Source organism: Shinella sp. HY16 (assembly GCF_028534175.1).
In the GTDB taxonomy this organism is placed as follows: domain Bacteria; phylum Pseudomonadota; class Alphaproteobacteria; order Rhizobiales; family Rhizobiaceae; genus Shinella.
Genome location: NZ_JAHYXL010000002.1, coordinates 1,044,212 through 1,070,350 on the forward strand (window position 1 = coordinate 1,044,212; position 26,139 = coordinate 1,070,350).

General features: G+C 59.5%; 22 protein-coding genes and 2 pseudogenes. 10 read left to right on the plus strand and 14 right to left on the minus strand.

Translation table 11 applies throughout. The features are described 5' to 3' along the window. Positions 1 to 31: 31 nt before the first annotated feature. Both K0P03_RS25315 and K0P03_RS25320 read left to right on the plus strand, forming a co-directional pair. The gene (locus K0P03_RS25315; protein ID WP_272790947.1) at positions 32 to 838 is read left to right on the plus strand and encodes an enoyl-CoA hydratase/isomerase family protein; all 807 of its coding nucleotides are present in this window, start codon (positions 32 to 34) and stop codon (positions 836 to 838) included. Positions 839 to 916: 78 nt separating this feature from the next. Beyond that, complete coding sequence (locus K0P03_RS25320; protein WP_272790948.1) at positions 917 to 2,179, plus strand: benzoate/H(+) symporter BenE family transporter; 1,263 nt, start codon at positions 917 to 919, stop codon at positions 2,177 to 2,179. A gap of 826 nt (positions 2,180 to 3,005) precedes the next feature. Here the strand turns inward: K0P03_RS25320 and K0P03_RS25325 are convergent. The 6 genes from K0P03_RS25325 to K0P03_RS25350 all read right to left on the minus strand — a co-directional run bounded on the left by K0P03_RS25325 (position 3,006) and on the right by K0P03_RS25350 (position 8,703). Continuing rightward, a complete protein-coding gene (locus K0P03_RS25325) occupies positions 3,006 to 3,296 on the minus strand; it encodes a type II toxin-antitoxin system RelE/ParE family toxin (RefSeq protein ID WP_272790949.1) in 291 nt (96 codons plus the stop codon). Further along, the gene (locus K0P03_RS25330; protein WP_272790950.1) at positions 3,293 to 3,538 is read right to left on the minus strand and encodes a CopG family ribbon-helix-helix protein; all 246 of its coding nucleotides are present in this window, start codon (positions 3,536 to 3,538) and stop codon (positions 3,293 to 3,295) included. Before K0P03_RS25330 ends, K0P03_RS25325 begins: the two co-directional genes overlap by 4 nt. Before the next feature lie 216 nt (positions 3,539 to 3,754). Then, entirely contained in the window at positions 3,755 to 5,008 is a 1,254-nt protein-coding gene (locus K0P03_RS25335; RefSeq protein ID WP_272790951.1) for a tyrosine-type recombinase/integrase, read from the minus strand. A 708-nt stretch (positions 5,009 to 5,716) separates the two neighbouring features. Next, complete coding sequence (locus K0P03_RS25340; protein WP_272790952.1) at positions 5,717 to 6,247, minus strand: IS630 family transposase; 531 nt, start codon at positions 6,245 to 6,247, stop codon at positions 5,717 to 5,719. After that, positions 6,240 to 6,656 (minus strand): helix-turn-helix domain-containing protein, encoded by a 417-nt coding sequence (locus tag K0P03_RS25345; RefSeq protein ID WP_272790953.1) that lies wholly within the window; start codon positions 6,654 to 6,656, stop codon positions 6,240 to 6,242. The genes K0P03_RS25340 and K0P03_RS25345 overlap by 8 nt, the downstream gene beginning before the upstream one ends. Before the next feature lie 325 nt (positions 6,657 to 6,981). Further along, entirely contained in the window at positions 6,982 to 8,703 is a 1,722-nt protein-coding gene (locus K0P03_RS25350; RefSeq protein WP_272790954.1) for an IS4 family transposase, read from the minus strand. Between the two features lie 469 nt (positions 8,704 to 9,172). On the opposite strand from K0P03_RS25350, the pseudogene K0P03_RS25355 reads away from it, so the two are divergent. Next, positions 9,173 to 9,292 (plus strand): annotated as a pseudogene (locus K0P03_RS25355) (ATP-binding protein); the annotation flags it as partial. 65 nt (positions 9,293 to 9,357) lie between these two features. On the opposite strand, the gene K0P03_RS25360 reads toward K0P03_RS25355, so the two are convergent. From K0P03_RS25360 to K0P03_RS25380, 5 genes are read right to left on the minus strand one after another with little or no spacing between them, the layout of a single operon-like run. After that, complete coding sequence (locus tag K0P03_RS25360) at positions 9,358 to 10,302, minus strand: ABC transporter permease (RefSeq protein ID WP_272790955.1); 945 nt, start codon at positions 10,300 to 10,302, stop codon at positions 9,358 to 9,360. 58 nt (positions 10,303 to 10,360) lie between these two features. Beyond that, positions 10,361 to 12,025 (minus strand): sugar ABC transporter ATP-binding protein, encoded by a 1,665-nt coding sequence (locus K0P03_RS25365; protein WP_272790956.1) that lies wholly within the window; start codon positions 12,023 to 12,025, stop codon positions 10,361 to 10,363. A gap of 25 nt (positions 12,026 to 12,050) precedes the next feature. Beyond that, positions 12,051 to 13,049, minus strand: a complete 999-nt coding sequence (locus K0P03_RS25370) for an extradiol dioxygenase (protein WP_272790957.1) — start codon at positions 13,047 to 13,049, stop codon at positions 12,051 to 12,053. Between the two features lie 36 nt (positions 13,050 to 13,085). Beyond that, the gene (locus K0P03_RS25375) at positions 13,086 to 13,904 is read right to left on the minus strand and encodes an alpha/beta fold hydrolase (protein WP_272790958.1); all 819 of its coding nucleotides are present in this window, start codon (positions 13,902 to 13,904) and stop codon (positions 13,086 to 13,088) included. Between the two features lie 10 nt (positions 13,905 to 13,914). Next, entirely contained in the window at positions 13,915 to 14,334 is a 420-nt protein-coding gene (locus K0P03_RS25380) for a RidA family protein (protein WP_272790959.1), read from the minus strand. A 430-nt stretch (positions 14,335 to 14,764) separates the two neighbouring features. Here K0P03_RS25380 and K0P03_RS25385 point away from each other — a divergent pair, with 430 nt between their 5' ends. The 4 genes from K0P03_RS25385 (at position 14,765) to K0P03_RS25400 (ending at position 18,825) form a co-directional block, all read left to right on the plus strand. Then, positions 14,765 to 15,910, plus strand: a complete 1,146-nt coding sequence (locus K0P03_RS25385; RefSeq protein ID WP_272790960.1) for an FAD-dependent oxidoreductase — start codon at positions 14,765 to 14,767, stop codon at positions 15,908 to 15,910. Between the two features lie 68 nt (positions 15,911 to 15,978). Then, the gene (locus K0P03_RS25390) at positions 15,979 to 17,061 is read left to right on the plus strand and encodes a substrate-binding domain-containing protein (protein WP_272790961.1); all 1,083 of its coding nucleotides are present in this window, start codon (positions 15,979 to 15,981) and stop codon (positions 17,059 to 17,061) included. Positions 17,062 to 17,136: 75 nt separating this feature from the next. Continuing rightward, entirely contained in the window at positions 17,137 to 17,997 is an 861-nt protein-coding gene (locus K0P03_RS25395) for a fumarylacetoacetate hydrolase family protein (RefSeq protein ID WP_272790962.1), read from the plus strand. Positions 17,998 to 18,003: 6 nt separating this feature from the next. Continuing rightward, positions 18,004 to 18,825: a GntR family transcriptional regulator gene (locus tag K0P03_RS25400; RefSeq protein WP_272790963.1), complete on the plus strand. Its 822-nt coding sequence runs from the start codon at positions 18,004 to 18,006 to the stop codon at positions 18,823 to 18,825. A gap of 161 nt (positions 18,826 to 18,986) precedes the next feature. On the opposite strand, the gene K0P03_RS25405 is transcribed toward K0P03_RS25400, so the two are convergent. Both K0P03_RS25405 and K0P03_RS25410 read right to left on the minus strand, forming a co-directional pair. After that, a protein-coding gene (locus tag K0P03_RS25405) for an IS3 family transposase (RefSeq protein WP_272790964.1) occupies positions 18,987 to 20,113 on the minus strand; the annotation gives its coding sequence in 2 pieces (ribosomal slippage) (positions 18,987 to 19,885 and positions 19,885 to 20,113; 1,128 coding nt in all). Between the two features lie 1,149 nt (positions 20,114 to 21,262). Continuing rightward, positions 21,263 to 22,045 (minus strand): IS110 family transposase, encoded by a 783-nt coding sequence (locus K0P03_RS25410; protein ID WP_272790965.1) that lies wholly within the window; start codon positions 22,043 to 22,045, stop codon positions 21,263 to 21,265. Between the two features lie 131 nt (positions 22,046 to 22,176). On the opposite strand from K0P03_RS25410, the gene K0P03_RS25415 reads away from it, so the two are divergent. From K0P03_RS25415 to K0P03_RS25425, 3 genes are read left to right on the plus strand one after another with little or no spacing between them, the layout of a single operon-like run. After that, the gene (locus K0P03_RS25415) at positions 22,177 to 23,406 is read left to right on the plus strand and encodes a site-specific integrase (protein ID WP_269704327.1); all 1,230 of its coding nucleotides are present in this window, start codon (positions 22,177 to 22,179) and stop codon (positions 23,404 to 23,406) included. Then, complete coding sequence (locus K0P03_RS25420; RefSeq protein WP_272790526.1) at positions 23,403 to 24,770, plus strand: tyrosine-type recombinase/integrase; 1,368 nt, start codon at positions 23,403 to 23,405, stop codon at positions 24,768 to 24,770. The genes K0P03_RS25415 and K0P03_RS25420 overlap by 4 nt, the downstream gene beginning before the upstream one ends. Continuing rightward, positions 24,767 to 25,771, plus strand: a complete 1,005-nt coding sequence (locus K0P03_RS25425; RefSeq protein WP_269704331.1) for a site-specific integrase — start codon at positions 24,767 to 24,769, stop codon at positions 25,769 to 25,771. Before K0P03_RS25420 ends, K0P03_RS25425 begins: the two co-directional genes overlap by 4 nt. 110 nt (positions 25,772 to 25,881) lie before the next feature. Here K0P03_RS25425 and K0P03_RS25430 read toward each other — a convergent pair. Beyond that, positions 25,882 to 26,136: pseudogene (locus tag K0P03_RS25430) on the minus strand (IS110 family transposase); the annotation flags it as partial. Positions 26,137 to 26,139 lie beyond the last annotated feature (3 nt).

A 26,139-nucleotide genomic window follows, 5' to 3' on the forward strand; every position in this document is an offset into this window, starting at 1 on the left:
GAACGCCGCCAGACCAACGAAAGGAAAATCCATGACCGAACAAGCCGCATTCCAGGACCCGCGCCTCGTCGAACTCGACGGATTCACCGTCACGATCGATACGACCTGCCAGCGCGCCGACATTACGCTCGATCGTCCGCCCTACAACGTCGTCTCCATGCTGGCGCGCGACCAGTTGCGCCTCGTCTTCGAGGCCCTCGACGAGGACGATCGCGTGCGCATCATCGTCGTTGCCGGCAAGGGCGAGCACTTCTCGTCCGGCGGCAACATCAAGGGCTTCCTGGAGGCGAGCCCGGAGCACGTCTCGCACCTCGCCTGGAACATCGCCGCACCGGCCCGTTGCTCCAAGCCGGTGATCGCTGCCAACCGCGGCTATTGCTTCGGCGTCGGCTTCGAACTGTCGCTCGCCTGCGACTTCCGCATCGCGACGGATACAACGCGCTACGCGCTGCCCGAGCAGAAACTCGGCCAGATCCCCGGCTCCGGCGGATCGGCCCGCCTGCAGAAGATGGTGGGCGTCACCCGCACCAAGAACATCGTGATGCGTTCGAAGCGGATCACCGGCCAGGAGGCCTACAACTGGGGCATCGCCTCAGAGATCGTCGGGGATGCCGATCTTGAAAAGGCCGTCGATGCGCTCGTCGAGGAACTGATCGGCCTTTCGCCGCTTGCCCAGCGCACTGCGAAGAAGCTCCTGAACGACACGGAGGACGCGCTGCTTTCGACGGCTATCGAACTCGAGGGCCACTGCTACAGCCGGCTTCGGACATCGGAGGATTTCCGCGAAGGTGTGCTCGCTTTCCACGAAAAGCGCCCGCCGGCCTTCGTCGGACGCTAAACCATCGGTCGGGCGGGAACCCGGCTTCATTTTCCACGAGGAGGGAGCGGCCTCGGATTCGCTTTGGGAGGATAGAGAATGGACACCATACAGCAGACGACACAGCAAAAACGCCTTGTCGAACGGGGACCCGGCCTTGCGTCGGGTCTGCGCGACCTGCCGAAACACCTCGGCATCAAGACGATGAGCGCCGGTCTCGTCGCCGCTATCTTCGGCTGCTCCGGCCCGGCTCTCATCGTTATCGGCGCGGCCGAGGCGGGCCATCTGACCAACGGGCAGACTGTGGCCTGGCTCTTTGCGATCTACGTGCTCGGCGGGCTCATCAGCCTGCTGCTTGCGCTCTACTACAAGCAGCCGATCAACGGCGCCTATTCGATCCCGGGTGCTGCCCTCGTCGCCGGCTCGCTTGCGACCATTCCGTTCAACGAAGCCGTCGGCGCATTCATCCTGGCGGGCCTGCTTGTCCTGCTGCTTGGCGTCACCGGGCTCATCGGCAAGGTGATGCGTTGGCTGCCGATGCCGATTGTCATGGCTATGATCGCCGGCGCCTTGATCCGGTTTGCGACAGGCGCTGTGACTGCGCTCGGCACGGCACCTCTGATCGCCGGCGCCGCGATCCTCGCCTTCTTCGTCTCTATGCGGCTGACGAGGACCATCCCGCCAGTGCTGGCCGCTCTCGTCGCCGGTCTTGTCGCGGCGCTCGCGACCGGTGCGGTCGGAGGCGGAGCAGCAAACATCGCCTTCGCCGCGCCTGAATTCACGATGCCGGTGTTCTCCATCGATGCCTTCTTCGCGATCGCCATCCCGCTCGCCCTTCTCGTGATCGGCGCCGAAAACGCGCAGGCGACCGGTGTGCTCATGGCCGAGGGCTACCGGCCGCCAGTCAATGCGATGACGATCATTTCCGGCATCGGCGGCGTTGCGGCCGGCTTCCTCGGCGGCCACAATGCCAATATCGCCGGCCCGATGACAGCCATATGCTCGTCCGAACAGGCCGGCGAGAACAAGGAGGGGCGCTATGTCGCAACGGTCGTCAACGGCGTACTCTTCGCCGCCTTCGGCCTCCTCGCCGGCGCCGCTGTTCCGATCGTGCTCAGCCTACCGTCGGCCCTCATCGGAACCGTCGCCGGCCTTGCGATGATCGGCGTGCTCCTGTCCGCCTTCCAGAACGCTTTCGGCAAGTCGCTCGGCAATCAGACCGGCGCTTTCGTGGCGCTTGCAGTCGCAATGTCAAACGTTTCGCTTCTCGGTATCAGCGCGCCTTTCTGGGCCCTGGTCGCCGGCGTCCTCGTCTCGGCCGTGGTCGAGGCCGGTACGCTCAAGGCAAAACAGGCTGCGTGACGCGACGTCAAGCGCTTAGCGGTCGCGGTATAAAGAGCAAATCATTGCCCCGGTGCATCCGTATTGGACCCTCCGGGGCAGTCGAATTTCCAGCTTTTGGGTGGGTTCTAGCCGTTGAATCCCGATAGCGATATCAAGGAGCGTGTCAGCGCCGGTAGCAACGCTGCCAGAGCCACTTAGCGCGCTGCTTGACAGGTGAAGAGGCTCGCGCGCCGCCCACGTTGGTTTCGACATCGTGTTCAGCATCGCGTGGGCAAACGCGATAAATGGCCCTGGCGAGGCGTGTCTCTTCGTCAATGGCAAAGTCTCGAGCAGCGTTGGAGAACCAAACTCTACTCCAGCCGTCAATCGCCGATGGTCGCTCGTGCGTGAACGGTATGATCGCCTGCACCGACATCTCTTATGGGTGAACTTCTTTATGGATTGCACGTCCGACCCACTGGAGACTGAATACGCTATCAGTGTCGGCGACGGTCATCCTGCGCTTCTTGTGGTCCATGCTCCAATCGCGATGAGCTACGACTGCGACACTCATCCTGCACTCGGCTTCTCCTCATCGGCCGCATGACTATCAGCTTCAGGGCGGCAGATCATCGTCTTTCAGTATATGCATCACCGCCTTTTCATCCATCGCCTGTGCATCGAACAGCGCCTTGGCGAGGGCATAGAAGGCCGGCCTGCGCCTCCTGAGGATCGCGGCGGCCCGGTCGAGTGCCGCTTCCAGCCTGCCATGAACGCGTGCCGCGAGTTCAGCATCACGATCGAGAGCCGCGCCCGGATCACGATACCGCTTTAAAAAAATCGCCGCGAACCGCGCTTCGCGCGGTTATAGGGCCTTCGGCCATTTCTGGTGGGCATGCATAACGGTAATGATTTCGATGTCGCGCCCAACGCGGTACGGAATGATGTAAGGGATATCCGCCAACACCACTTCACGGGTGCCTTTGATACGGCCTGCACGCCCCGTCGCCGGCAGCTCTGCGAGCATGTCCACGGCAGTTACGATGCGCGCAACGACGCGCGCCGCCGCATCGGGATTATCCTGCTCGATATACGCGCCGATATCGTCGAGCCGCCGCAGCGCCCGAAGCGTCCAGCGAATGCGCTTGCGGCTCATGACTGGCGGGCGGACTTGACGTATTTGCCGACAACCTTGGCAACGTCCTCGTCGCTGGCGAACTCGCCACGGTCAGCCTCGGCCAATCCCGCTTCGATTTCGGCAAGCTGCCACTCCTGCTGCTCAACGAAGTCCTCGATGGCCTGTGCGGCCATGTAGGAACGGGAGCGGTCGAGCTTTTCAGCAATCTGCTCCAGCTTATTTGCGGTCTCTTCCGAAACGCGCACGGTGAATGCGGCCATAAGGTCTAACTTTCCTTGGTTCACTATAATTATGGGTGAACCACTCTGGTTCGTCAAGGTTCGCTCCATGAGCGGGGACTTTCTGTTGGTCAATGAACTCCGGCAACGGGGCGAACCCCGTAGCCGGATAGAGAAGGGCTAAACCCTTCTTGAGCACCCGCCAAGCGGGTGCTTGCGAACCGGCAAGCGGTTCGTGCTGACGCCCCTTCGGGCGTCTTATCGGGCCGTAGGGCCTCGATGTTCACGATAAGACGGCGCTCCCGCCCCCTTCGGAACCCTTCGCCCGCGACTGGCCATTTTCGGCTTGCGGGAATTGATGGCCGACGCATCAAGGGTCGTCTTGATGTGCGCGGCATAAAACTTCTCAATCATTTCGACGCTGGTGCGGCAGTTCTTGGCAATGGCATAAACGTCCGCCCCCTCCATGAGCCGCAAGCAGATATAGGTATGACGTAGGCTGTATGCTGTGCGAGGCTTCCCGTCCCGATCCAGCTTGAGGTTCTGGTCGTCCAGCAGGTTGTTGAACATCTTGAGATAGCTGGACGGGAACACAGGGTCTGTGGGTTTGGGCTTCACGCCCTCCCCTTCCTTGTCCTTATCACCACGAACCGGCCTCAGTCGGTCACGCAGCCGTTCATAAGGCTTCACCGCACCGACCATTGACTTGCACCAGCCGATACCCCGCTTACCCCATACCTCAATCTCAAGAATGCGCTCGCGCGTGTCGGCGTCCACGACGATCGACACGTCCCGATGCTGCAACTGCTTGGCCTCGTCGGGCCGCAGGCCGGTATTCGCCATGAACAGCACGAAGTCATGCAACTGCTCCGCTTCCCAACGGAAGTGCGGGTTCTTCGGCTCCTTCGCATTCTGACGCGTGGCCTCATAAAGCTGCTTGTATTCGGCAGGGCTGAACCAAGGCCGGTGAACAATCTTCCCCTGCGTCTTGTACGGCGGCGAGAGGTCGGGAAGATGCTGGAGCCACTTGTGCCGGATGGCCGTTTTCAAGACCTGCCGCAACGTGCCGACTTCATCGTGAAGCGTGCTGCGCGCCGGAGCCCGTCCCGTGGTGGATGTGGCGATGCGATGCACGCGGTAATCCTGAACCGTACCGGCATTGATTTCCGATACCCCCATCTTGCCAAAGAACGGCACGAGATGAAGCCGTAGGCGAATGCTATGACCCTCTACCCACTTCGGACTGCGCTCCCCCACGGTGATGGCAGCATATTCCCGCTCGAATCTCTTGGCGGCTTCCGCAAAGATGGTCTCGTTCTTCAAAATCCCCGCCGCCGACTTGCCGCGAAGCCCAAGATACCAGTCCTCGGCAAACGCCTTGGCCTGCTCAAGTCCCGTTTCCTTGGTGCTGGCACGATACTGGCGGCCTTTTACGGACGCGGAGCAATGCCAAGTGAGGCCCCCGCGCCGGTAGACATTGACCTTTCCCCCGAGGATTTCATGGCTCGCCATAAGCTCCCTCCAACTTGTTTTCGCGTTCGATGTAGGAACAGGGAATCACGCGCGAAAGGACGCGTCAAACTGGGGGGCCGGTTCTGTGCTAGCGTTGTGCTAGGTGTAAAAACGACTACGGCCTCCCGAAGGAGGCCGATTAAAGTCTTGAAAGTCTTATGGGAATTTGGTTGCGGGGGCAGGATCTGATCACAACTTGCGCCTCGAGCAAGTAAAGATGGTTGCAAGTGTCGGCGTCGATCATAGCTTGCAGGATCGCGATGCAGCGATGCGGAAGCGATTGTCTTCAAGACTCAATGCGCTTTTCAGAGCGGCAGCATGACATCTCGGGACTCTCTTGGGACTGGGCCGTTACGGAGGCCGAGAAGAAGTTTGCGATGTCGCCACCTGGCTTGCGGCAGAGGTTTCGTGAGGCGCTGGGGGTTGAGTTTGGTGAACCTGTGCGTGCGATGCTCGATCTGGCGCTTCACGGCGACCCCGAGCGCAGGATCAAGCCGCTCAGGCCGACTACCTTCGTTGGCCGTCTCCGGCGAGCCTTGGCACTGGCGACATTGCGCACCCTCAAAACGCTCGACCACCGCCTCGACCAACTGCAAGCTACCAGTCGCAGGCATAGGCGTAGAACCAGTCGTAGACATGAAACCCCGGTCATCTGTTCAATGACCAAGACCTACCCCAGGTCCCAAGCGCCTTTAGAGCGGGTTGCGCTTAATCGGTTTCATACCCTGCTGCCTTGAAGAAGTTGTAACATTCTTCTTCGGAGAAGAGTTCGCAGACATGCCCGACGGCTTGCCATAGCGCGTCGTATGTCCGTGCGGCGGCTCGGCGGATCAAGGCTTTGAGCTTTGCAAAGGCCATTTCAATCGGGTTCAGGTCGGGTGAATATGGGGGCAAGAACAGGAACCATGCGCCCACCTCTCGCATCGTCTCGGCCGCCTTTGGGCTTTTGTGCGAAGACAGATTGTCGAGGATGATCACGTCACCAGGTTGTAGGGTCGGTACCAACTGGGTCTTTACGTAGAGATCGAACATCTCGCGGTTCATCGCCCCGTCGATCACCCAAGGCGCATCCAGCCGATCATGGCGCAGGGCGGCGATGAAGGTCTGGGTGTTCCAGTGGCCGAAGGGGGCGTGGTCAATCAGCCGTGCCCCCTTCGGCGCCCAGCCGGTGGTCTTGGCCATGTTGGTTTTCAGCGCGGTTTCGTCAATAAACCCCAAGCGCGGCAACAGGTTACGCATGAAGGGCTGGCGCCGCGTTACCCATATCCGGCGCGCCTCGCGAACCTCGGGCCGCTTCTGCTCGACGGCTTGAAGATCTTTTTTTGTGTGTCAGGCCAAGGCCGCGCAGCAGCCGCCAGACCGAGACGCGATGGATGGTGATGCCGTGGCGTTCCGCCAGTTCTGTAACCAAGTCGTTCAGGGTAAGGTCGGGTTTCTCGATCATCCGCTTGCCGATGGCGGCTTTCACGACCTCGAGCTTGCCGTGGCCGCCACCGTTGCCCTGCGCTCGGGGCGCAAGCCCACCAGTCTCACGCTTCAGAATGATCATGTCATTGACGAACTTCACCGAAACCTGGAACCGCGCCGCCGTCGCCCGGTGCGAGTATCCCTCCTCGACGCAGGCAACAACCCGCTCGCGAAGCGCCATGGGATGTGGCCTGCCCATACAAAACCCCCATATCTGCTACGCAGGTAGGGAAGCATACATCACGCTCCGGCGGAATCCTGAATCGGGTTAGTCGCAACCCGCTCTAACCCACGGGGTTCCCTTGCCGCTTACAGCCGAGCCAGCATGAGGATCATGGCATAGTCGCGGCGTCATGGATGTCTGGCGATCAATGCTGGCGAGCAACCGAGTTACATCGTCACGGCTGATTGCACGAGGAATAGACGAAAGCCTCCAGTTGGCCACGATCGGCACTGCCTTACGACCATTTGCACAATCGGCGCAGACGGCCTTCACCGGCTTGCAGTTACCCACAAGTGTCCGCTCGGGGCTTTGCGAGACGGGCTCCTTCAACGAGGTCGGCGAGTCGGGAGAATCCCCGCCATATAACCGTCGTCCCCGGCGGTGCGTCGGAAGCGCGGTCGAGATAGCCGCCGAGACGCGCGACCGCCCTGACATAGAATTGGAGGTTGCGCGGAGCCTGGCGCTTCCTGTCTGGCGTCGCCTGGTCGAGCAGATGGCGCTCATCCTCCGTGAAAACGGCGGCAGGGTCCGCCGCCGGTGCATCGCGGCTGAGCATTGCCAGCCATGACACGCGCCATGACACGACGCAGCACAACGCGATGCAGTTGGCCAGGCGATCAGCCGTGGCCAAGCGCAACTCCTCGATCCGACACCCGGTTTTGAGGGTTCGGAAGAAGGTCTCAATCTTCCAGCGCAGGGCGTACCATTCGAGCTTGTGTACAGCGTCTGCGTGGGTCGCCACCGGCAGGTTTGTGATCAGCTTCCAGAGAATAGGCGTCCTGTCCTCCGGCGGGTCGAGTTCCTCGGCATGGATGATCTGAAGCTCCTGATGCCGGTATTTCCGCTGCTTTCCGATCGGCGGGCGGACCGTCATTGTAGCATTCCGGACCGACAGCACGGCGCAATGGTCCTTGCCCTGCGAATCCCGGAACCGCACCTCGTGGGTGCCGCTGGACTGCACCTGCGCCATGACCTTGGCGATGGTCGTGCCGCCATCCTCCGCCAGGCGGTCAACACAACTCCGGACCAGAAAGTTGGTTCCGAGTTCCTCGGCCAGGCAGTAGAGTTCGTAGATGTCGCTCTCGCGGTCGCCGACATGCACGCAGCGCTCCGGCGCGCCCGTCAGTTCGGTGGACAGGCGCAGATTGTCGAGCCAGCGCATGCTCTCCTTCTGCTCGATAGGTACCCGGGTCGGATTGATCTTGCGCTTGAGCGCCGTGGTGACTTTGCTGCAGGTTCGCCCGAACGCATAGGCGCCGGCGTAGATCGGGTTGGTGAGAATGTGGTGCACCGTATTGTAGACGGGCAGCTTCCAGACGATCGCCCTGTCCGCCGCGCGCGTGTAATTTACGGCAGGGAGCATAATGCCCTCGCTGCGCAGCCACAGATGTACCTGCCGGATGCTCTGCAGTTCGTCGAAACGCCGGAATACAAGATCGATCGCCTCGCGGATCCGCAGGTCCGGGTCTTTCTCGATCCGGTTCCGGCCCGACTTGACGTAGCCGATCGCCACCGTCAGGAAAAGTTCGCCCCGTCGTGCCTTCTGCTTCAGGGCTTCGATCGAGCGGGCCCGCAGGATCGAAAGTTCCAGTTCGCTCATCGTGCCCTTCATGCCGAGCAGCAACCTGTCGTTGGGATGACGCGGTTCGTAGATGCCGTCCTCATCGATGATGAGCGTTCCGACAAGGCCGCAAAACTCGATGAGTGTATGCCAGTCACGGCCGTTGCGGGCCAGCCGGGAGGCTTCAATGGCGAGGACCGCACCAACCCGACCTTCGCAGATCGCCGCCAGAAGCTTCTCAAAGCCCGGACGGCTGATGCCAGACCCTGAACGACCGAGATCTTCATCGATGACGATGGCGTCTTTCCAGCCAAGGGACCGCGCTCGCTCGGCAAGGCCATATTGGCGTCGCCAGCTCTCGGGATTGTTGACGAGTTGATCGGCCGTCGACTGCCGGACATAGACATAGGCGCCACGCGCGAGATGTTCAGCGGTGATCTTCATGATCTGCCTCCCGTCCCCTCTGGCTCACCACCGCTTCCCTCAGCAAGGTCTCGATCAGCGGGAGGGTGCGTCCCCGGACTTCGCCTGGAAGATTCGATGGCGGAGCCTTCGTGGCAAACAGGTCTGGCTGGTCGGTTCGGCATTGCCTGCGCTGCATGGTCGTCTCCTGGCTGGCGTGAGTCGCTCTGCAGGAAGCGTAGACATGCATCGATCTCGTGGCGCAGGTCGCGCAGGCATGAAAGAGGAAAACGGGGCGCCTCGCGAACCGCCATCGTCAGGGCGATCTCTTCTGTCATCCAGATCGGAATCAGCGCCAGGCTGCCATCCGGTTGTCGCCCCACATAAGCCGGCTCGCCGCAATAACGCTGGCGACCCGTGACGAAAATCTCCGCGCCCGCACGCGGATGAAAGGCGTAGCGGACCAACTTCTTTGCCCCGCCATCCTGATAACGGGCATTATGAGCCCAATCCGCCCGGCACGGGCAAGAGCCATCTCGCCTCGGCGATCGGGCTGGACCTCATCGAGAACGGCTACAGGGTGATGTTCACCCGCACCACCGATCTCGTCCAGAAGCTGCAGCAGGCCCGCTGATATTTTAGATGGGCTTGATCATGCCGCCGAGAGCACAGTGGCGCGCATTTGAGCCACGGTGGTCAGCTGTGTCCTTTCTTGCGGAATACGTCGAGACTTACGGCCGCGATGATGACAACACCGATCGCCAACGTCTGAAAGTAAGAGGAAATCCCTAACATGTTCAGCGCATTCGTCAGAGTGCCGAGAACCAGAACTCCATACAGCACGTGGTGCATGCCGCCCGCGCCGCCGGTCAGCAGAACGCCTCCCAAAACGACAGCGGCAATCGACTGAAGCGTAAGACCAGGAGGCGCCACCGGCGTTGCGGCGCTGATCCATGCCGTCATCACGATTGCGGCCACACCGGCCATGACGCCGGCGAGGGTATAAACCAGCGTTGTGACCATCAGAACGTTGATGCCGGATTTCATCGCCGCGCTCCGGTTCGAACCCATCGCGTAAACATAGCGCCCAAACACCGTTCGGCGCAGCAGGAACGCTCCCAGGACCAACATCGCGAGAGCCAGCAGGAAGCTGTTGTTGAAGCCGAACGTGCGTCCGAAACCGATGGTCGCGACCAGATCCTTCGGCACGGCGTAAAGCGGCACACCGTTGGATAGGATCAGGGCGAGGGCTTCGGCGATCGAAGCAATCCCTAAGGTCACGATCAGCGGCGAGGCATTCAGTCGGCTGATGATCACCCCGTTGACCAACCCGACAAGACCGCCAACAAGCATCATGCACGCCAGCCCACCGACCAGGCCAAATTCCGGCACGGCAAGGATGCCAATCACTGCAGAAAAGGCCATGATCGCGGCAATCGACAAGTCCAACCCGCCGGCGATAACGGTGAACGCCTGCCCAATCGCTATTATCATCAGGGGCGCGATTTGAGCGGCCAGGTTGCGGAGATTCGCAGCACTGACAAACCGTGGCTCGATCAAGCTCACGACGCCGACGAAGATGACAAGAAAGAACGGCATGGCGATTTCATTACCGATCATTCTCGTGTTGACCTTGTTCATCGATAGGTTCCTTCCCATTCGTGCGGCAAAACCGCTACTCGGTGCTCTTGCCCAATCTTCACGAAATCGCGGCAGTAGGCGCATCTGCGATGGCGGTTTCGCCACTGCCGCTGCCGAGAATGGCTTTCACGATCGCGCCCTCGTTGGCGCGCGTCGGTTGTTGCCAACGGCCGGCAACCCTGCCTCCGTAAACTGCATAAATCGTATCGCACAGCGATATCGTCTCGAGCAGGTCGCTTGACACCAGAAGGATGCTCAGCCCGTCGCGCTCGGATCGTTCGCTCAGGATCTTGTGGATCTGGTACTTGGTCTCGATGTCCACCCCCGCGGTCGGGTCTTCGAGCACGGCGAGATGCACATCGTTTGACAGAACCCGCGCCAACATCACCTTTTGCTGGTTGCCACCACTCAGCGAGAGAATTTCGTGGCCATGATGGTGGAACTTTGTCGCGAATTCCCGCAATTGTTCGACGGCCCAAGACACTTCCCGCCGCAGGGAAAGCACCCCGCGAGACACGAATCTTCTGAGGCCGGATATCGTCAGGTTTTCGCGGATTGATCGGGTCGGCAAGATGAGGTTGGCCGCCCGTCCAGAGGGCAGATAGGCCACGCCGCGCTTGAGGGCTGCAGCCGGGCTGGTCGGACGGTAGGGCCGGCCTTCGAGGGTCATGCGCAATGTACCTGTACGCTTCAAGCCGATAATGGCTTCGGCGATATCTTCGCGCCCGCACCCCACAACGCCGTAAAGGCCTACGACTTCGCCACGATGGATTGTAATCTCGAAAGACGCGTTGTTCACATCACGCAGGCCCGAGAGTGCGAGCACGGGCTCGGTGCGCGCCACCTCCCGCTTTGCTTGAGTTTCCAGATTGCCTCCCGAGAGCTTCGCAACGATCTGGTCCGAATCCAAAAGATCGTGCGAGGAAAAGGTTTCAAGGAGTTTCCCATCCTTGAGCAGCGAAATACGATCCCCAAGTTCGACAACCTCATCGATGTGATGGGTTACGAAAACGATTGCAATGCCGTCCTGCCGGGCCTGCCGCACAATCCTGAACAGGGATTCCTTTTCGTGGATACCAAGCATGGCGGTGGGTTCGTCGAGAACAAGCACGGCGGGGTCTTGCGCAAGGGCCTTGAGCGTTTCGACCAGTTGCTGTTGTGCCACTGGCAGCTCGCCCACAGGTGAATTAAGCGGAATCGAGACGCCATATTTTTCGAACACGGCGGCGACCTGCTCCCGCTCTCGTTTTGAGCGGATCAGGTCGAACGCCCCCTTTTTCTCTGTCCCCAGAAGGATGTTTTCAAGAACCGTGAGATGCGGCGCGAGTGACAGCTCCTGAAAAACCATCGCCACCCCGTGCGCGCGGGCATCCGAAATGGACGAGAATACCACAGGCCTTCCCCGCAGGGCAATTTCGCCATTGTCGGCGGAAAAGAGCCCGGCAAGGATCTTTCCCAGAGTGGATTTGCCGGCACCGTTTTCACCAAGAAGGCAGAGAACTTCGCCCGGCATCAGATCGATCGACACGTCGTTCAGCGCTATCGTGGCCCCGAAACGTTTCGACAGGCCCCGCACGCGAATGAGGGTTTCCGTCCCGGAGAGGTCAGGTGTGTGAGGCCGTTTCATGATATCGTTTACCAATTTGTGGGCCGCATCCGAAAATTGGGGGTGGGCCAGAGACTTGATCTTGCTGCCCCACTCAACTTGAAAGCGGGACAGCACCGAGCCTTGTCAGCCTCAGTTGCGGTCAGGCTTTGGCCTCGTACAACATATATCCCATGCCGCACATCCACTCCATGACGGGCGCGTAGCACAGAAGCTTGCCGCCAGCACCATTCATCGCCCCCATAAGCGCCATCCAGTTGAGCATCTCATGGCCGCCATGGCCACCGTCGCGCTCGATGTCGTTGTAAGTGAGGTTGCGCAGATAGTCCACGTTGCCCTCTTCGAAGGCTTTCAGGACCTCGCGGTCCCACTCCTCATTGATCAACCGGAAGCCGCCGTTGAATGGCCATTTTGCCTTGTTAGACATCTCCTGTTCATAGAGCGCGAGATCCGAGAACAGGCCCGGGTCGGTCTTGAGATATTCCGGGCCCTCATGCTGAAAGCGCTTCATCCGTGCGATGAACTCGTCGGATTCGTCCGCTTCGATCGTCCAGAAGGGTGGCCAATGCGAAATTCCTCCCGATGCAATCAAGCCGACCTTCAGCGGCTCAGGATAGGCCTCGATCAGCTTCCGGATCGCCCGCCCGAGGTCATAGGCTCGCGACATTGTCGGCAGTGGCGGGTTGAAAACGTTCGAGTAAACCGGGACGAAGGGGATATCGAACTGTGGGCGAACCATCTGCATCGGAACGAAAAGGTTGTTCCCGTAATCGAGCTCGCCCATGCGGGTGATATCGAAATTCGATTTCAGCAGACCATCGAGCAGGTAATTTGCCAGCTTTTCGTTGTTGGGAACTGTGATCTGCCGGTCGATCTTCAGCGCCTCGAGCCAATGCTTTGCAGGGCCGACATTTTCCGGCGCGACGCCAATCGCAAACGGGGGCGACATGTCGCGAAACTGGTTTTCGAAGTGATCATCGAGAAAGGCGATGAAAACATCGGGGCGGGTCCGATCAATCGCCTCGGCCACAGCTGCATGCGCGGCTGCGATCTCTTTCTGAACCTCTTGGTTCGGTGCGTCAGGCCACCCCAAGACCCCTGGGGCGTGGGATAGACTTGCTGCCATTACGATCTCAGACATTTTTCCTCCTTTTAAATGACACTGGGCGGGACCGGTTCAGTCAGACGTGAAGAAAATTTCCGTTAGGGCCGCGATGGTGTCGGGCCGTTCCGTCGCCGGCAGATGGCCGCAGTTAGACATCAAGTAGACGTCGGACTGCGGAATGAGTCCGGCAAGCTTCAGCGTGGTGTCTTCGGGCCGGATGACAACATCGCACTTCCCGTGCACCAGAAGCACCGGGCACTGGATGCCCCTGATCTCCTGATCCGTCAGCGCGCAGGCGTCGATATATTTCTGCTTGTCGCCGGGGAAAATCGCTTCGAAGTCACGCGCTGCACCCTTGTTGAACAGGATGTCGTACCGCGCTTCGACGAAGGCATCAGTGATGATCGACTTGTCATGGACCAGAATTTCGAGCGCGCGACGCAGACCATCCCTGTCGGGCGGCAGGTTCCAGGTGAGACCTGTGTTGGCGCTTTGCGGATATTTCGCGCCCATTGCGCCGGTAGTCAGTACTTTGCTCACGCGAGACGAGCGGCTAGGCAGGCGAAGCGCCGTGAAACCCGAGATCGAATGACCAAACACCGGAACCGTATTACCCGAGATCATGTCGATCAGGGCCAGCGCCTGATCAAGCCAAATATCGGCATCGAAAGCGCACGAAACGGATGGATCGACCGATTGACCGAAGCCGATCAGGTCAGGCGCGTAGATCGAAAAGTTGCGTGCAAGACGCTCGAGAACAAAGCGCCACGTCCCCTCGGCAGAAGCCCCCGGCCCCGAGCCGTGCAAGAGCACCAACGGGCGCCCATTCCCAGCCCTGTGGCAGACAGCCTTGGCTCCGCGGACGGTAAACTCGAAGCTGCTTTCAAACATCGGCCACCCCCTATGTTCGCAAGCCTACGACGGCTTCGACTTCCACCATCAGATCCGGCAGCGCGAGCTCTTTGATGCCGATCAGCGTGCTTGCCGGCTTTGCATCCCCAAAATATTTCTTGCGGATATCGTTGATCTTGGCTCGGTCGGCGACATCCGTCAGAAACACCGTAACCTTGAGGATGTCCGAGAAACTTGCACCCGCCGCGTCGAGAATCTTGCTGATCGACTGAAAGATGCACTCCGCCTGGCCGACGACATCTCCCTTGTGCAAGATGCCTCCATCGGCATCCAGGGCAACTATTCCCGAGATGAAGAGCAAGTCGCCGAACCTGACCGCGTCGGTGTAATGGCTAAGCGCAGGGCCAAGACCAGGGACAGCTATCTCGGTTCGCATGACATGTTTCTCCTTTTGTGCAGCGATCTGCATGCGTGGTCAATAATCTGTATACAACAAAAGATAAGCTCGTCAAGCGCTGATCTTGCGGGAACAACGCGCTGCAACCCGCCCCTGAACAGTGACCATTCAGCGTCGAGGCTTTTGGCTCCCACCACGCCGCCGCCACCGAGATCGGCGTGTTTGTTGAATAAAAATACGTTAAAACAACAATATGACGGGATTCTTTGACGATCATGTCGGGCGGGCGGGCTAGGATTAACAGCGCCTCACGGCGCGGACATCTCGCCGCCGACCGCCAGGATGCGGGGCGTCGAATATGTCGTTTTCCGTTGTGGACACGCGATGCTGCGAAATATATAGTTATGTTATGGCCGCGCGAAGGGAGGGCGGTGGACGGTGTTCCTGATTGAGGGTGCGCCGGGGCTAAACGGGGCAAACGCTAAAACGGGAGGAGTTAAGCGTGGTGAAACAAAGAACGTGTGAAATCGGAGGTGCAGGGCTTGCCGGCCTGGCGATGGCTGCGGGCCTTGCGCAAAACGGCTGGAAGGTGGTGCTGCATGAGCGCAGCTCTGAATTGCGCATGTTCGGCGCGGGAATCTGGGTCTGGGAGAGCGGGCTGAAGGTTCTCGAAATGCTTGGGGCCCTCGAGCATTCCACGCGGCGCTCGCGCGTGATTCGGGAATGGCGGGTGGCGGATGAGAGGGGCGGCGTTCTCGCAAGAATCCCATTCAATGAAGATGAGAGGCTCTTCCTGCCCCTTAGAGAGGATTTGTATGATGCACTCATCGCGCGCTGTCGGCACCACGGAGTGGATATCCGCACCTCGTCCGAGGCGGTGGCGATGCGGTCGGATGGAACGCTGGTCATGGCAAATGGCGAAGAGCGCAAAGCCGACTTGGTGATCGCCGCCGATGGCGCCAATTCCAAGCTGCGTGAAAGCGTGGGCGCGACACGTATTCGAGATTTCGGGCTGGAAGCCGGCATTCGGTTACTGATCGACCAGCGCCCCGAAGATCCGACCGACGTTGTGACCGAATACTGGAATGGACCTTATCGTCTTCTTTACAATCCCTGCAGTGATACGAAGAACTATATTTTCCTCGGCGCCCCGCTAAACGACGAACGGGCTAGCAATCTGCCGATCGATCGCGATTACTGGGCGGAATTGTTTCCGGCGGTAGCCAGTTACGCCCGCCGTTTCGAGGTTGACGGGCGCTGGGACCGGATCGGCGCGGTGCGTTGCTCGCAATGGGTGCAGGGGCGCACGGCGATAATCGGTGACGCGGCGCATGGCCTCCCGCCGAACCTTGGCCAGCAGGCCATGACCGCTTTTGTCAATGCCATGGCGATGGTGGCCCTGCTTGAGGAGAACAGCGATCCCGACGACATTCCCGAGGTGTTGACTCGATGGGAAAGCCAGCAACGGCCGTTGGCGGACCACGTCCAGGCCTGGTCTTATGTCTATGGGATGGTCGTGAGCCACTGGCCCGAGAACCTGATCTCGCTACGCGGCGACGCGCTGCGAATGCTTTCGGGAAGCCGCTGGTTCCGCGAAGGGATCACCCGCGGCGGCTTTGTGGTGCCGCCCGGATATCGGAAGCCGTGACGGTTTCTCTTCGTGGAGTTATCAACCACCAGTTCATACTAACTAAACGGAAAACAAGGAGAAAACCAATGCACGCATTCACAGATGGCTTGGCCTTCAAGCATAAAATGTCAATGTTTTTCGCGTCGGCGCTGCTGGGGTTGGCACTTGCCGCGCCTGCGAACGCCGAGAAGGCCGACCGACTCATGGGGCTAATAGAACCCATTCAGGCCAACAAGCCGCTGACGATTGGCGCGACGCTCGTGCATCTTCAGGACGATTACTGGAAGGGTATGGCCTACGGAATTTCAGACGAGGCCCGCCTGTCAGGCGTGAAGGTCGAACAGATCGACGTCGCGGGCGGCTACGGCAATGTGGCGCAGCAGTTTGGCCAGATCAACACCTTGGTTTCCAAGGGGGTTAATACGTTGATCGTCGCTCCTGCAGCTTATGATGGTTTTGATACGGTCCTGAACGAGGTCAAGAGCGCGGGTATCAACGTCATTGCTGCGGGCGTTCCGGTCAATAGTAGCGCAGTTGATTTCGGGATCGTGCAAAACGACTCCGACATCGGCACGGCTCTTGTCGAGGCCGTGTGCCAGCACAAGGGCGCCACCGAGTCCAAAGCGCTCGTTATCCAGGGGCCTGCGGGTTCCGAATGGGCGCGTCTTCGGGTCGATGCCATTCAGGAATCTGCCAGGGACTGCCCCGGCCTCGAACTGGTTATCGGGCCGGTGGGAAAGGAAATCAGCCTTGCCTACGGGATGGCGCAGACCTCGGACATGCTGCAGACCCATCCTGACGCGGCCTATGTCTTCACTATTGAGACATCGCTTGGCCTCGGCGCCGCGCAAGCTGTGGCGACATCCGGTTCCAACGCCAAGGTCGTGACCAGCGCCCTTGATGAGCGAGTTGTTGACGAGATCCGGAACGGTGAAACGCTCATAGCAGCTACGAGCGAACCGGGGATTCTGATCGGTCGCCTGTTGGTGCAATACGCGATCCGGCAGAACGAAGGGCTGGAATTGCCGAATCTCGGCGATCTGGCTGGATTTGGCTATCCAGTATATATCGTGCCCGCTGAGATCTTCTCGAAGGGCACGATTGCCCAGCATCCAGCGGATCTCTTCGATATCCCGCCGCATGATTGGAACCTGAAAGCCCTCCAGTAACCTTCACAATTCGCCCATCATATCTTGCGGCTCCGCATTGCGGAGCCGCTTCACGAACAAGTCAGGACATCCAATATGAAATTCTTTACGTTCAGAGACACGCGGGGTAGTGGGCTTGGACTTGTATCGCAAAACAACAAGTTACTGGGTTTCTGGCAAGAAGACGAACACTTCCCAGGCGATCTGCACACGCTTCTGACTCAGGGTGGCGACTCGCTCGCTGCGGCGGCGGCCTCTCTCGAACGTCATGGCAAGGAACTCGCGGAGGCGGATATTACCTATCTTCCCCCGATACCCAAGCCCAACAAGATCCTTTGTATCGGTCTGAACTATCGGCAGCATGCATATGAGGCAAACATGTCGATCCCTACGCATGTCAACGTCTTTGCGCGCTTTGCAACCAGCCTCGTGGGGGCAGGGCAGCCGGTCATTCTGCCAAAGGAGTCCGAACAGTTTGACTACGAGGCCGAGTTCGCCGTGATCATTGGCAAAGGCGGTCGGCGCATTTCGGCGGCGCATGCACTGGGTCATGTTGCGGGTTATTCCCTGTTCAACGATGTGTCGGTGCGCGACGTGCAATTGCGCACGTCGCAGTGGGTCTTGGGGAAAAACTTCGATGCGACAGGGGCCTTCGGACCCTGCTTGGTAACGGCTGACGAGCTTCCGGCCGGTTGCCAGGGTCTGCGATTGACCGCGACCCTCAACGGCGAGGTTGTGCAGGATGGCACCACCGATGACCTCATCTTCGATGTTTCCACCGCGATCGAACAGATTTCCGCCGCGGTCACGCTGGAGCCGGGCGATGTCATCATCACCGGAACCCCTGCTGGAGTGGGCATGGCGCGCAAGCCGCCGCGGTGGATGAAAGCCGGCGACACAATCGAGATCGCGATGGAGGGCCTAGGCAGGCTTTCAAACAAGGTAAAGGCCGAATAGAAGAGATTGATCGGCCTCCCAACAGGCGAGACCGGTAAACCAGAAAAACTCGACCCACAACCTGGCACTGCTGGTGCCTTTCTAAAGGTCGTTTGGCATGGTTTAAAAAGCATGGATCGCGAGGAAGATAAGCATATGCATTGGATGGACGGTGCCCCGACATACACTGCCCAGGAACGTGCCTACCAGTTCTTGAAAAATGAAATCAGTGGGGGACGTCTCAAATCGGGAGAGCTGATCGATCCACTAGTAATCGGGAAGCATCTCGGGATAAGCCGCATTCCGGTGCGAGAGGCGCTTTTTCGCCTTATTTCAGAGGGTTATCTTGTAGCGCTTCCAAATCGACGGATCATTGTTACCGTTCTAAGTCCAGAGAAAATCGAAGAATTGTTCGAAATACGGGCTGTTCTTGAGGGCCTCGCTGCGCGCCGGGCTGCCGGTGTCATGGACAGTCGGGTCCTCGAGAACCTGCGGTTCATATTGCAGCGCATGAAACTTGCCGAGCGTCAACCAGACGCTTGGTTGCAATTGCACGCGGACTTCCACGGCATCCTGTGCGAACGTGCCAACTATCCTGAACTTCTCTCCGAAATTGAGCGATTGCACTTACGGGTTCAGCCGTACTTGCGCTTATATTACACAGCCTATGCGCGACTGGAGATGAAAAGCGCGGAACACATGACACTGATAGATGCAATGCAGGGTGGGGACGGGGCATTCGTTGAAAGTGCGGTACGAGACCACATCCTAACTGCAGGGAAGGATCTGATGAAGTTCGTCAGGGAGTTTGGGGTTTTTGAGCAGACGACGTCTGTGGTTCCAGATTGAACCGCGCCGTTTCTGGGCCGATGAGCTCTGATGATGGGTTGGGTAGCCCCTCCTGACGGCACTTGTGCCACTGTGATCCAGGCAGGATCAGGAGGATTTGGCTATGAAGGAAGTATCGATCTGAATAGTGAACAGCCCCGAGTTTCGTAGACACCCTCGGGTTACGTTTTCTGCAGGCGCTCAAACTCGACCGGCGACAGCATTCCGTTTCTGACATGCTTGCGTTTCGGGTTGTAGAACATTTCGATGTAATCGAACACGTCCTGGCGGGCTTCGTCGCGTGAGCGATAGACCCTGCGGCGTATGCGCTCGCGTTTCAGAAGATTGAAGAAGCTTTCGGCGACCGCGTTGTCGTGGCAGTTTCCACGGCGGCTCATCGAGTGAACCAGATTGTGGTGCTTGAGGAACGAAGCCCAGTCCATACTGGTGAACTGGGAGCCCTGATCCGAATGGACCAGAACCTGATCCTTCGGCTTGCGTCGCCACACCGCCATGAGCAGAGCCTGCAGCACGACATCCGTGGTTTGACGGCTCTGCATCGCCCAGCCGATGACGCGGCGGGAATAGAGATCGATGACGACGGCAAGGTAGGCAAACCCCTCGCAGGTCCGGATGTAGGTGATGTCCGTGACCCAGGCCTTGTCCGCAGCCTCGACGTCGAACTGCCGGTCGAGCGTATTGTCGACAACGACGGAGGGGCGGCCGCCATATTTGCCGGGACGGCGCTTGTAACCGATCTCAGCCTTGATCCCGGCAAGCCGTGTCAGACGTGCGACGCGGTTCGGGCAGCACATCTCTCCCCGGTCGAGAAGGTCGTCATGAAGCTTGCGATAGCCATAGACCTTGCCGCTCTCCTGCCAAGCCTGAAACAGGAGATCGGTCTGTCGTTTGTCCTCGCTGGCCCGTTTGCTCGACGGGTTCTTCAGCCAGGCGTAGAATCCGCTCGGGTGAACATGGAGAAGCCGACACATCGTCCTCACCGAGAACTTCAGGCGATGCAACGCAATGAACGCGTACTTCACTTTGCATCCCTGGCGAAGTACGCGGCCGCTTTTTTTAGGATGTCGCGCTCCTCGGTGACGCGAGCCAATTCTCGCTTGAGCCGCCTGATCTCCTCGGCCTCGTCGCTGCCCTTGGCGTTCGAAGCCGAAAACTTCTTCTTCCACTCATAGAGCGAATGCTGGCTGACCCCGAGCCGCTGTGAAACCTCCGCAACCGGATAGCCCCGCTCGGTGATCTGGCGCACCGCGTCGCGCTTGAACTCTTCCGTGAAATTGCCTTTGACCATGTAGGCCTCCTTGCCTCAGTTTTAGGGAAGAAGGCGTCTACAAATCTAGGGGCTTCTGTGGTTGCCGCTCATAATGCAAGGAGTTTCTGAACCATTGGGCGTGATCGAGTGCGGTCTTCTGTCAGGCCTTCAAATGCGGCACTTTGGAAGCCGCGGGCCGATATGGTGATCAGCGGATCAGGTCCAAATCTTCTGTGGTTGCCGCTCATAATGCAAGGAGTTTCTGAACCATTGGGCGTGATCGAGTGCGGTCTTCTGTCAGGCCTTCAAATGCGGCACTTTGGAAGCCGCGGGCCGATATGGTGATCAGCGGATCAGGTCCAAATCTTCTGTGGTTGCCGCTCATAATGCAAGGAGTTTCTGAACCATTGGGCGTGATCGAGTGCGGTCTTCTGTCAGGCCTTCAAATGCGGCACTTTGGAAGCCGCGGGCCGATATGGTGATCAGCGGATCAGGTCCAAATCTTCTGTGGTTGCCGCTCATAATGCAAGGAGTTTCTGAACCATTGGGCGTGATCGAGTGCGGTCTTCTGTCAGGCCTTCAAATGCGGCACTTTGGAAGCCGCGGGCCGATATGGTGATCAGCGGATCAGGTCCAAATCTTCTGTGGTTGCCGCTCATAATGCAAGGAGTTTCTGAACCATTGGGCGTGATCGAGTGCGGTCTTCTGTCAGGCCTTCAAATGCGGCACTTTGGAAGCCGCGGGCCGATATGGTGATCAGCGGATCAGGTCCAAATCTTCTGTGGTTGCCGCTCATAATGCAAGGAGTTTCTGAACCATTGGGCGTGATCGAGTGCGGTCTTCTGTCAGGCCTTCAAATGCGGCACTTTGGAAGCCGCGGGCCGATATGGTGATCAGCGGATCAGGTCCAAATCTTCTGTGGTTGCCGCTCATAATGCAAGGAGTTTCTGAACCATTGGGCGTGATCGAGTGCGGTCTTCTGTCAGGCCTTCAAATGCGGCACTTTGGAAGCCGCGGGCCGATATGGTGATCAGCGGATCAGGTCCAAATCTATTCAGCGAGCTGAATGGCTCTATGCCCCTAACTGGTTTTCCTGATCCAGATCTGTTCGATCATTGCGCCCATACGGGTCGTCGACTTTCTCACACCTCCGTCACCAGCGCCAAACTGCCTTGCGCTGCACCTCTGTCATGCAGCAGCAGTCCGTGCCGGATTCTCGTAGTCCTTGCCTGTTGTCAGCATAGCCCAAATCGCTCGCGCCATTTTGTTGGCCAACGCGATGGCTACAAGAATTCGCGGCTTCCTCGCCAACATCCGCGATAGCCACGCTCCTTCCGGTATCGTCCTCCGCCCGAGCCAGTTCAAGCGCGACATCGCTCCCATGATCAAGAGCCGGCGTATGTCGGCTTGCCCAGCCTTTGATATGCGTCCGAGCCGCTCTTTTCCTCCCGACGAATGCTGCCGCGGCACCAGGCCTAACCAAGCCGCGAAGTCTCGTCCACGCCGAAAGCTCTCCATGGGTGGAGCAAACGCTTCAACGGCCAACGCGCTCATTGGTCCAACGCCCGGCATCGTTTGCAAACGGCGCGCTGTGTCAGTCAGTGATGCCAGCGCGCCGATCTGTTTTGCCTTCCCCTCGATCCGTTGTGTCTTCTCGGCGATCTGCAGCAGAAGATCGCGGCACTCGTCGCGAACCAGTTCTGGCAGATCGCTGTTCTCAGCCTCAACCATCGCCTCAATCCGCTTTAGGTGCCCAATGCCCGGAGGAATTGGATGCCCAAACTCGTAGAGGGCTGATCGCAATGCGTTCACCAGCTCAGTACGCTGACGTACAAGTCGTTCTCTTCCGCGGAAGAGAAGCGCCTGTGCCTGCTGCTCCTCCAGCTTCGGCGTGATGAAGCGCATCTCGGGTCGCTGCGCGGCGATGACAATCGCTTCGGCATCCGCCGCGTCGTTCTTCTGGCGCTTCACTAATCACGAGGTCGTCGTAATGCGGAGGAGCGCGGCCTGATCGGCGGATTTTCGCTGTTTTCCGATCGGCTTGCTTTGCATTATTCGGTGCCGAACCTCTGCGGGTCAATCGACCAACAGAGGACTCGCCAATGCCCTATATCCGTCACGAACTAATTGCCGCACTCAATTCCTCCCTTATCAGTCAGCGATACAGCCCGGTCGTGGTGAGGAATTACTGCACCTACGCATCTGGATTTCTCGATTATCTGGGACAGCGGGGCATCCTGGTCGCAGACGTGATCGACGTGCAGGTAGAGCAATACCTGCGGCACGCGATCGTAAAGTTCGAAAAGGAGCGTGGTCGACGTCCCGGCGCACGCTGGCACGAGGTTCCGCGCTCCGGAATTCATGCGCTGTTGCGACTTGCTCACGGTCAATGGCCGCCAGCAATCGAGCCTATCTGCGCGGCCGATGTGGCCCGATTTGCAGTTTGTGACGAATACGAAATCTGGCTGCGTGAGGAACGCGGGTTGGCTCGCTCCAGCGTCGCAGCGCTGATGTGGGAAGCCCGGAACTTTCTTGCCTGGCAGATCGATTACGGAAGCGGCGGCTTGGCGGGGCTGAGCGTCGTTGACGTAGACCGTTACATGGATCTGCGCGCGCCGAAACTGACGCGCTGCTCGCTGAAGTCTGTCGCAGAGCGGCTTCGCTCGCTGCTGCGATATCTCCACATCACGGGTCGCGTCACAACGGACCTGTCAGGGCATGTGATAGCTCCGACGCTTTATGCATATGAAGGAGTGCCCTCAATCCTGGAGCGAGACCAGATCGCCGCGGTGCTGGAAACCGCGAGGGCGGACAAGACGCCAGCGGGGCTGCGGGACCATGCAATCCTGCAACTCCTTGCAACATATGGGCTACGGTCTGGAGAGATCCGCAATCTGCGGATCGAGGACATCGACTGGCGGACGGAAGCCATCCATGTTCGCCACCACAAGACGCGGGCCAGCACATCGCTGCCCCTGATGGAGCCGGTCGGTGAAGCGTTGCTTGCTTATCTGCGTTCCGGGCGGCCCGTGACGGACGCCAGGGAAATCTTCCTCCGCACGCGCGCGCCCTATCGCAAGCTCGACAAGCTTTACAGCGTGGTTCGCCGGTGGCTCCGTGACGCTGGTGTCCAACCGCCTGGTAAGTGTGGACCCCATATCTTCCGCCATGCGCGCGCTGTTGAGATGTTGCGGGTCGCGGTGCCTCAAAAGGTCATCGGCGACGTGCTGGGGCACCGTTCGACGGGATCGACGGCTCCCTACCTCAAGCTCGCCACCGAGGACCTCAGGGCCATTGCGCTTGACGTGCCGGGAATGGAGGTGCTGGCATGACCGCCCGCTGGCCCGATCCCGACCGCGCGATCATTGACCGCCATGTCGCGATCCTTGATCTGCACAGCATGAAAAGCCGAGCCTGTTATCGGCAGGTCCTGCATGGCTTCCAGGATGTGGCCGAACGTTACGATGCACTCGGTCAGGAAGTGCTGATTGCGTGGCTGCGTAAATCGGCCGAATGCTGGGCAGCGACGACGCGGCTACACCGCACCCGCATCATTGACCGGTTCCTCGAACGCCTGGTGGAAATCGGCGCGATCGAACGCAATCCCGTCACCGCTCTGCGAGATGCGTGCAATATCAAGCAGTGCATGCCCATCTGGCGGGCATTGGCGTCGCGGGATCCGGAACAGGCTCTCGCCGAACTGCGCCAGCCCAGGCCGTTCGGCAGCGTGCTGGGCGAAATGATGGCTGAGCATGTCGCGATGATGCGGCGCAGAGGATACAAATACACTTCGCAGCCCCTGTTGCTCTTGCGGTTCGACCGGTTCCTGCAGCTGCATCCGGGACCGGAGGCCGAACCGCTGAGCGCCATGGTTGATCGATGGGCGGCAACGAATGTCACGCGTCACCAAGTGGAGGAATGCGAAAAGCTCAAACGCGTCTTTGCGAAAATCCTTCGTCACCGCGACCCGTCGATACCTGTGCGGCGACCGGACCCGAGACCGAGGAAGGAGGCGGCCAGGCAATGGCGAAAGGCTCATATCTACTCGCCTGCCGACGTGCGGCGGATGCTCGAGGTTGCCCGCACCTATCCGTCTCCACGGGTGCCGCTTCGGCCGCTGAGCATGTACACAATGCTGCTGCTGGCCTATTGCGCAGGCTTGCGGCGCGGCGAGCTTGCCCGGCTCGATCTTGGTGACGTTGACCTGCGGGACGGTACGGTAACCGTCCGGCAGACCAAGTTCTTCAAGACTCGGATACTGCCGCTTCCCGACAGCGTTGTAGTCGAGCTTCGCGCCTACGTCGATGCACGGCGTCGTGCCGGTGGATCACAGGACGCGCGCTCCGGCTTGTTCTGGCACGAGCGAGGCGACGGTCACTACACGCCGGAAATGATCACGTGGTTGCTCTCTGACGTCATACGTCGCGCTGGGTTGAAGCCATTGCGAGGAAAAGCGGGCCCTCGCGTTCATGACCTGCGCCACTCGATGGTCGTGAACAGAATCCTGGAATGGTACCGGACGGGTGTCAACCCGCAGGATCGCCTGCCGTTCCTCGCGACCTATCTCGGCCATAGGGATATCAACTCTACATTGGTCTACATCACCGTCACGCAGGAGCTGCTGCATTACGCGAATGAGCGGTTCCGGGCAGTTGGCGCACCGTGCCTCAGCATGGGGCAGGAGATGCGGCCATGAGCAAGGTTGACCGGTTCCCGGCCCTGCTGCGCGCGTTCTTCTACGAATGGCTGGTCGAGCAGCGCAACGCATCCATCCATACAGTCCGATCATACCGCGATACCTGGCGGTTGTTGCTCCGGTTCGTCGCCCAGCGTACTGGGAAGAAGGTGGCTATGATCACGCTGGCCGATCTGGCCGCCAGCGAGGTCGCCGCGTTCCTCAGTCACGCCGAACATGACCGTGGCGGTACGATCGGCACGCGCAACTGCCGGCTTGCGGCGATCCGCAGCTTCTTCCACTTCGTGGCCACAAGGGATCCTGGATCGATCGCGCAATGCGTGGAAATCCTCAACATACCGATCAAGCGCGCTCCGGTGTCGGAACCGAGCTATCTGGATCCGGCGGAAGTGACGGCGATCCTCGCTCAGCCAGATCGTTCGACCATTGAGGGCATGCGGGATCATGCGCTGCTCTCGTTCCTCTACAACAGCGGCGCACGAATACAGGAAGCGCTCGACCTTTGCCCAGAAGCAATCCGGTTCGAAAGCCCGAGTTGCGTGCGTTTGACCGGTAAGGGACGGAAGGAACGTATCTGTCCGCTCTGGCCAGAAACCGTGATGTTGCTGCGGAAACTGCTTGAACGGCAACCACGGGCGCCCGACCAGCGGCTGTTCGTCAACCGCTATGGCGAGCCGCTCAGCGCCTCCGGGGTCCGGTTCAAGCTCGCCGCCTACGTGAAGGCGGCGGCCGAAACCATGCCAACGCTGCGTGCCAAGCACGTAACGCCACACGCCTTCCGGCACGCCACCGCCGTGCACCTCATCTCGGCCGGCGTCGACATTACGGTCATCCGAAGCTGGCTCGGTCATGTCAGCCTCGACACGACCAACCACTATGCCAGGGCCAATCTGGAAACGAAGCGGAAAGCCCTGGAAAAGGTCGCCGTTCCAGCCACACCCGGCAGCCAGCCATCCTGGAAGCGCGATGCCAGCGTGCTCGCCTGGCTCGACACACTCTGAAATAATGCGGAGGAACATCGACAAGAACGGCGAAAATCCGCCGATCAGGCCGCGCTCCTCCGCATTACGACGACCTCGTGATTAGTAAAGTTATGCTCACCTCGCCATAACTTGACGAATGGGCGCACGTACTGTGGTGCGATCAGCCTTACTTGATGGCCCAGCTTGGTCATCTCACGCGCCCAGTAGTGAGCACTGCCGCAAGCCTCCATCACCACGATCGAAGGACCCTGCTCGGCCATGAATTTGCGAAAATGCTGCCTGGAGAGCCTCCGCCGGAACTGGACTTCTCCAGACAGCAAAGCTCCATGCACCTGGAAAACGCTTTTCGCCAGATCGACCCCGATCATTGTATTGTCTGTCATGCC

Coding starts and splice junctions, on each gene's coding strand:
- K0P03_RS25315 (WP_272790947.1), top strand. CDS start 32: ATGACCGAACAAGCCGCATTCCAGGACCCGCGCCTCGTCGAACTCGAC.
- K0P03_RS25320 (WP_272790948.1), top strand. CDS start 917: ATGGACACCATACAGCAGACGACACAGCAAAAACGCCTTGTCGAACGG.
- K0P03_RS25325 (WP_272790949.1), bottom strand. CDS start 3,296: ATGAGCCGCAAGCGCATTCGCTGGACGCTTCGGGCGCTGCGGCGGCTC.
- K0P03_RS25330 (WP_272790950.1), bottom strand. CDS start 3,538: ATGGCCGCATTCACCGTGCGCGTTTCGGAAGAGACCGCAAATAAGCTG.
- K0P03_RS25335 (WP_272790951.1), bottom strand. CDS start 5,008: ATGGCGAGCCATGAAATCCTCGGGGGAAAGGTCAATGTCTACCGGCGC.
- K0P03_RS25340 (WP_272790952.1), bottom strand. CDS start 6,247: ATGCGTAACCTGTTGCCGCGCTTGGGGTTTATTGACGAAACCGCGCTG.
- K0P03_RS25345 (WP_272790953.1), bottom strand. CDS start 6,656: ATGGCGCTTCGCGAGCGGGTTGTTGCCTGCGTCGAGGAGGGATACTCG.
- K0P03_RS25350 (WP_272790954.1), bottom strand. CDS start 8,703: ATGAAGATCACCGCTGAACATCTCGCGCGTGGCGCCTATGTCTATGTC.
- K0P03_RS25360 (WP_272790955.1), bottom strand. CDS start 10,302: ATGAACAAGGTCAACACGAGAATGATCGGTAATGAAATCGCCATGCCG.
- K0P03_RS25370 (WP_272790957.1), bottom strand. CDS start 13,049: ATGTCTGAGATCGTAATGGCAGCAAGTCTATCCCACGCCCCAGGGGTC.
- K0P03_RS25375 (WP_272790958.1), bottom strand. CDS start 13,904: ATGTTTGAAAGCAGCTTCGAGTTTACCGTCCGCGGAGCCAAGGCTGTC.
- K0P03_RS25380 (WP_272790959.1), bottom strand. CDS start 14,334: ATGCAGATCGCTGCACAAAAGGAGAAACATGTCATGCGAACCGAGATA.
- K0P03_RS25390 (WP_272790961.1), top strand. CDS start 15,979: ATGCACGCATTCACAGATGGCTTGGCCTTCAAGCATAAAATGTCAATG.
- K0P03_RS25395 (WP_272790962.1), top strand. CDS start 17,137: ATGAAATTCTTTACGTTCAGAGACACGCGGGGTAGTGGGCTTGGACTT.
- K0P03_RS25415 (WP_269704327.1), top strand. CDS start 22,177: ATGCCCTATATCCGTCACGAACTAATTGCCGCACTCAATTCCTCCCTT.
- K0P03_RS25420 (WP_272790526.1), top strand. CDS start 23,403: ATGACCGCCCGCTGGCCCGATCCCGACCGCGCGATCATTGACCGCCAT.
- K0P03_RS25425 (WP_269704331.1), top strand. CDS start 24,767: ATGAGCAAGGTTGACCGGTTCCCGGCCCTGCTGCGCGCGTTCTTCTAC.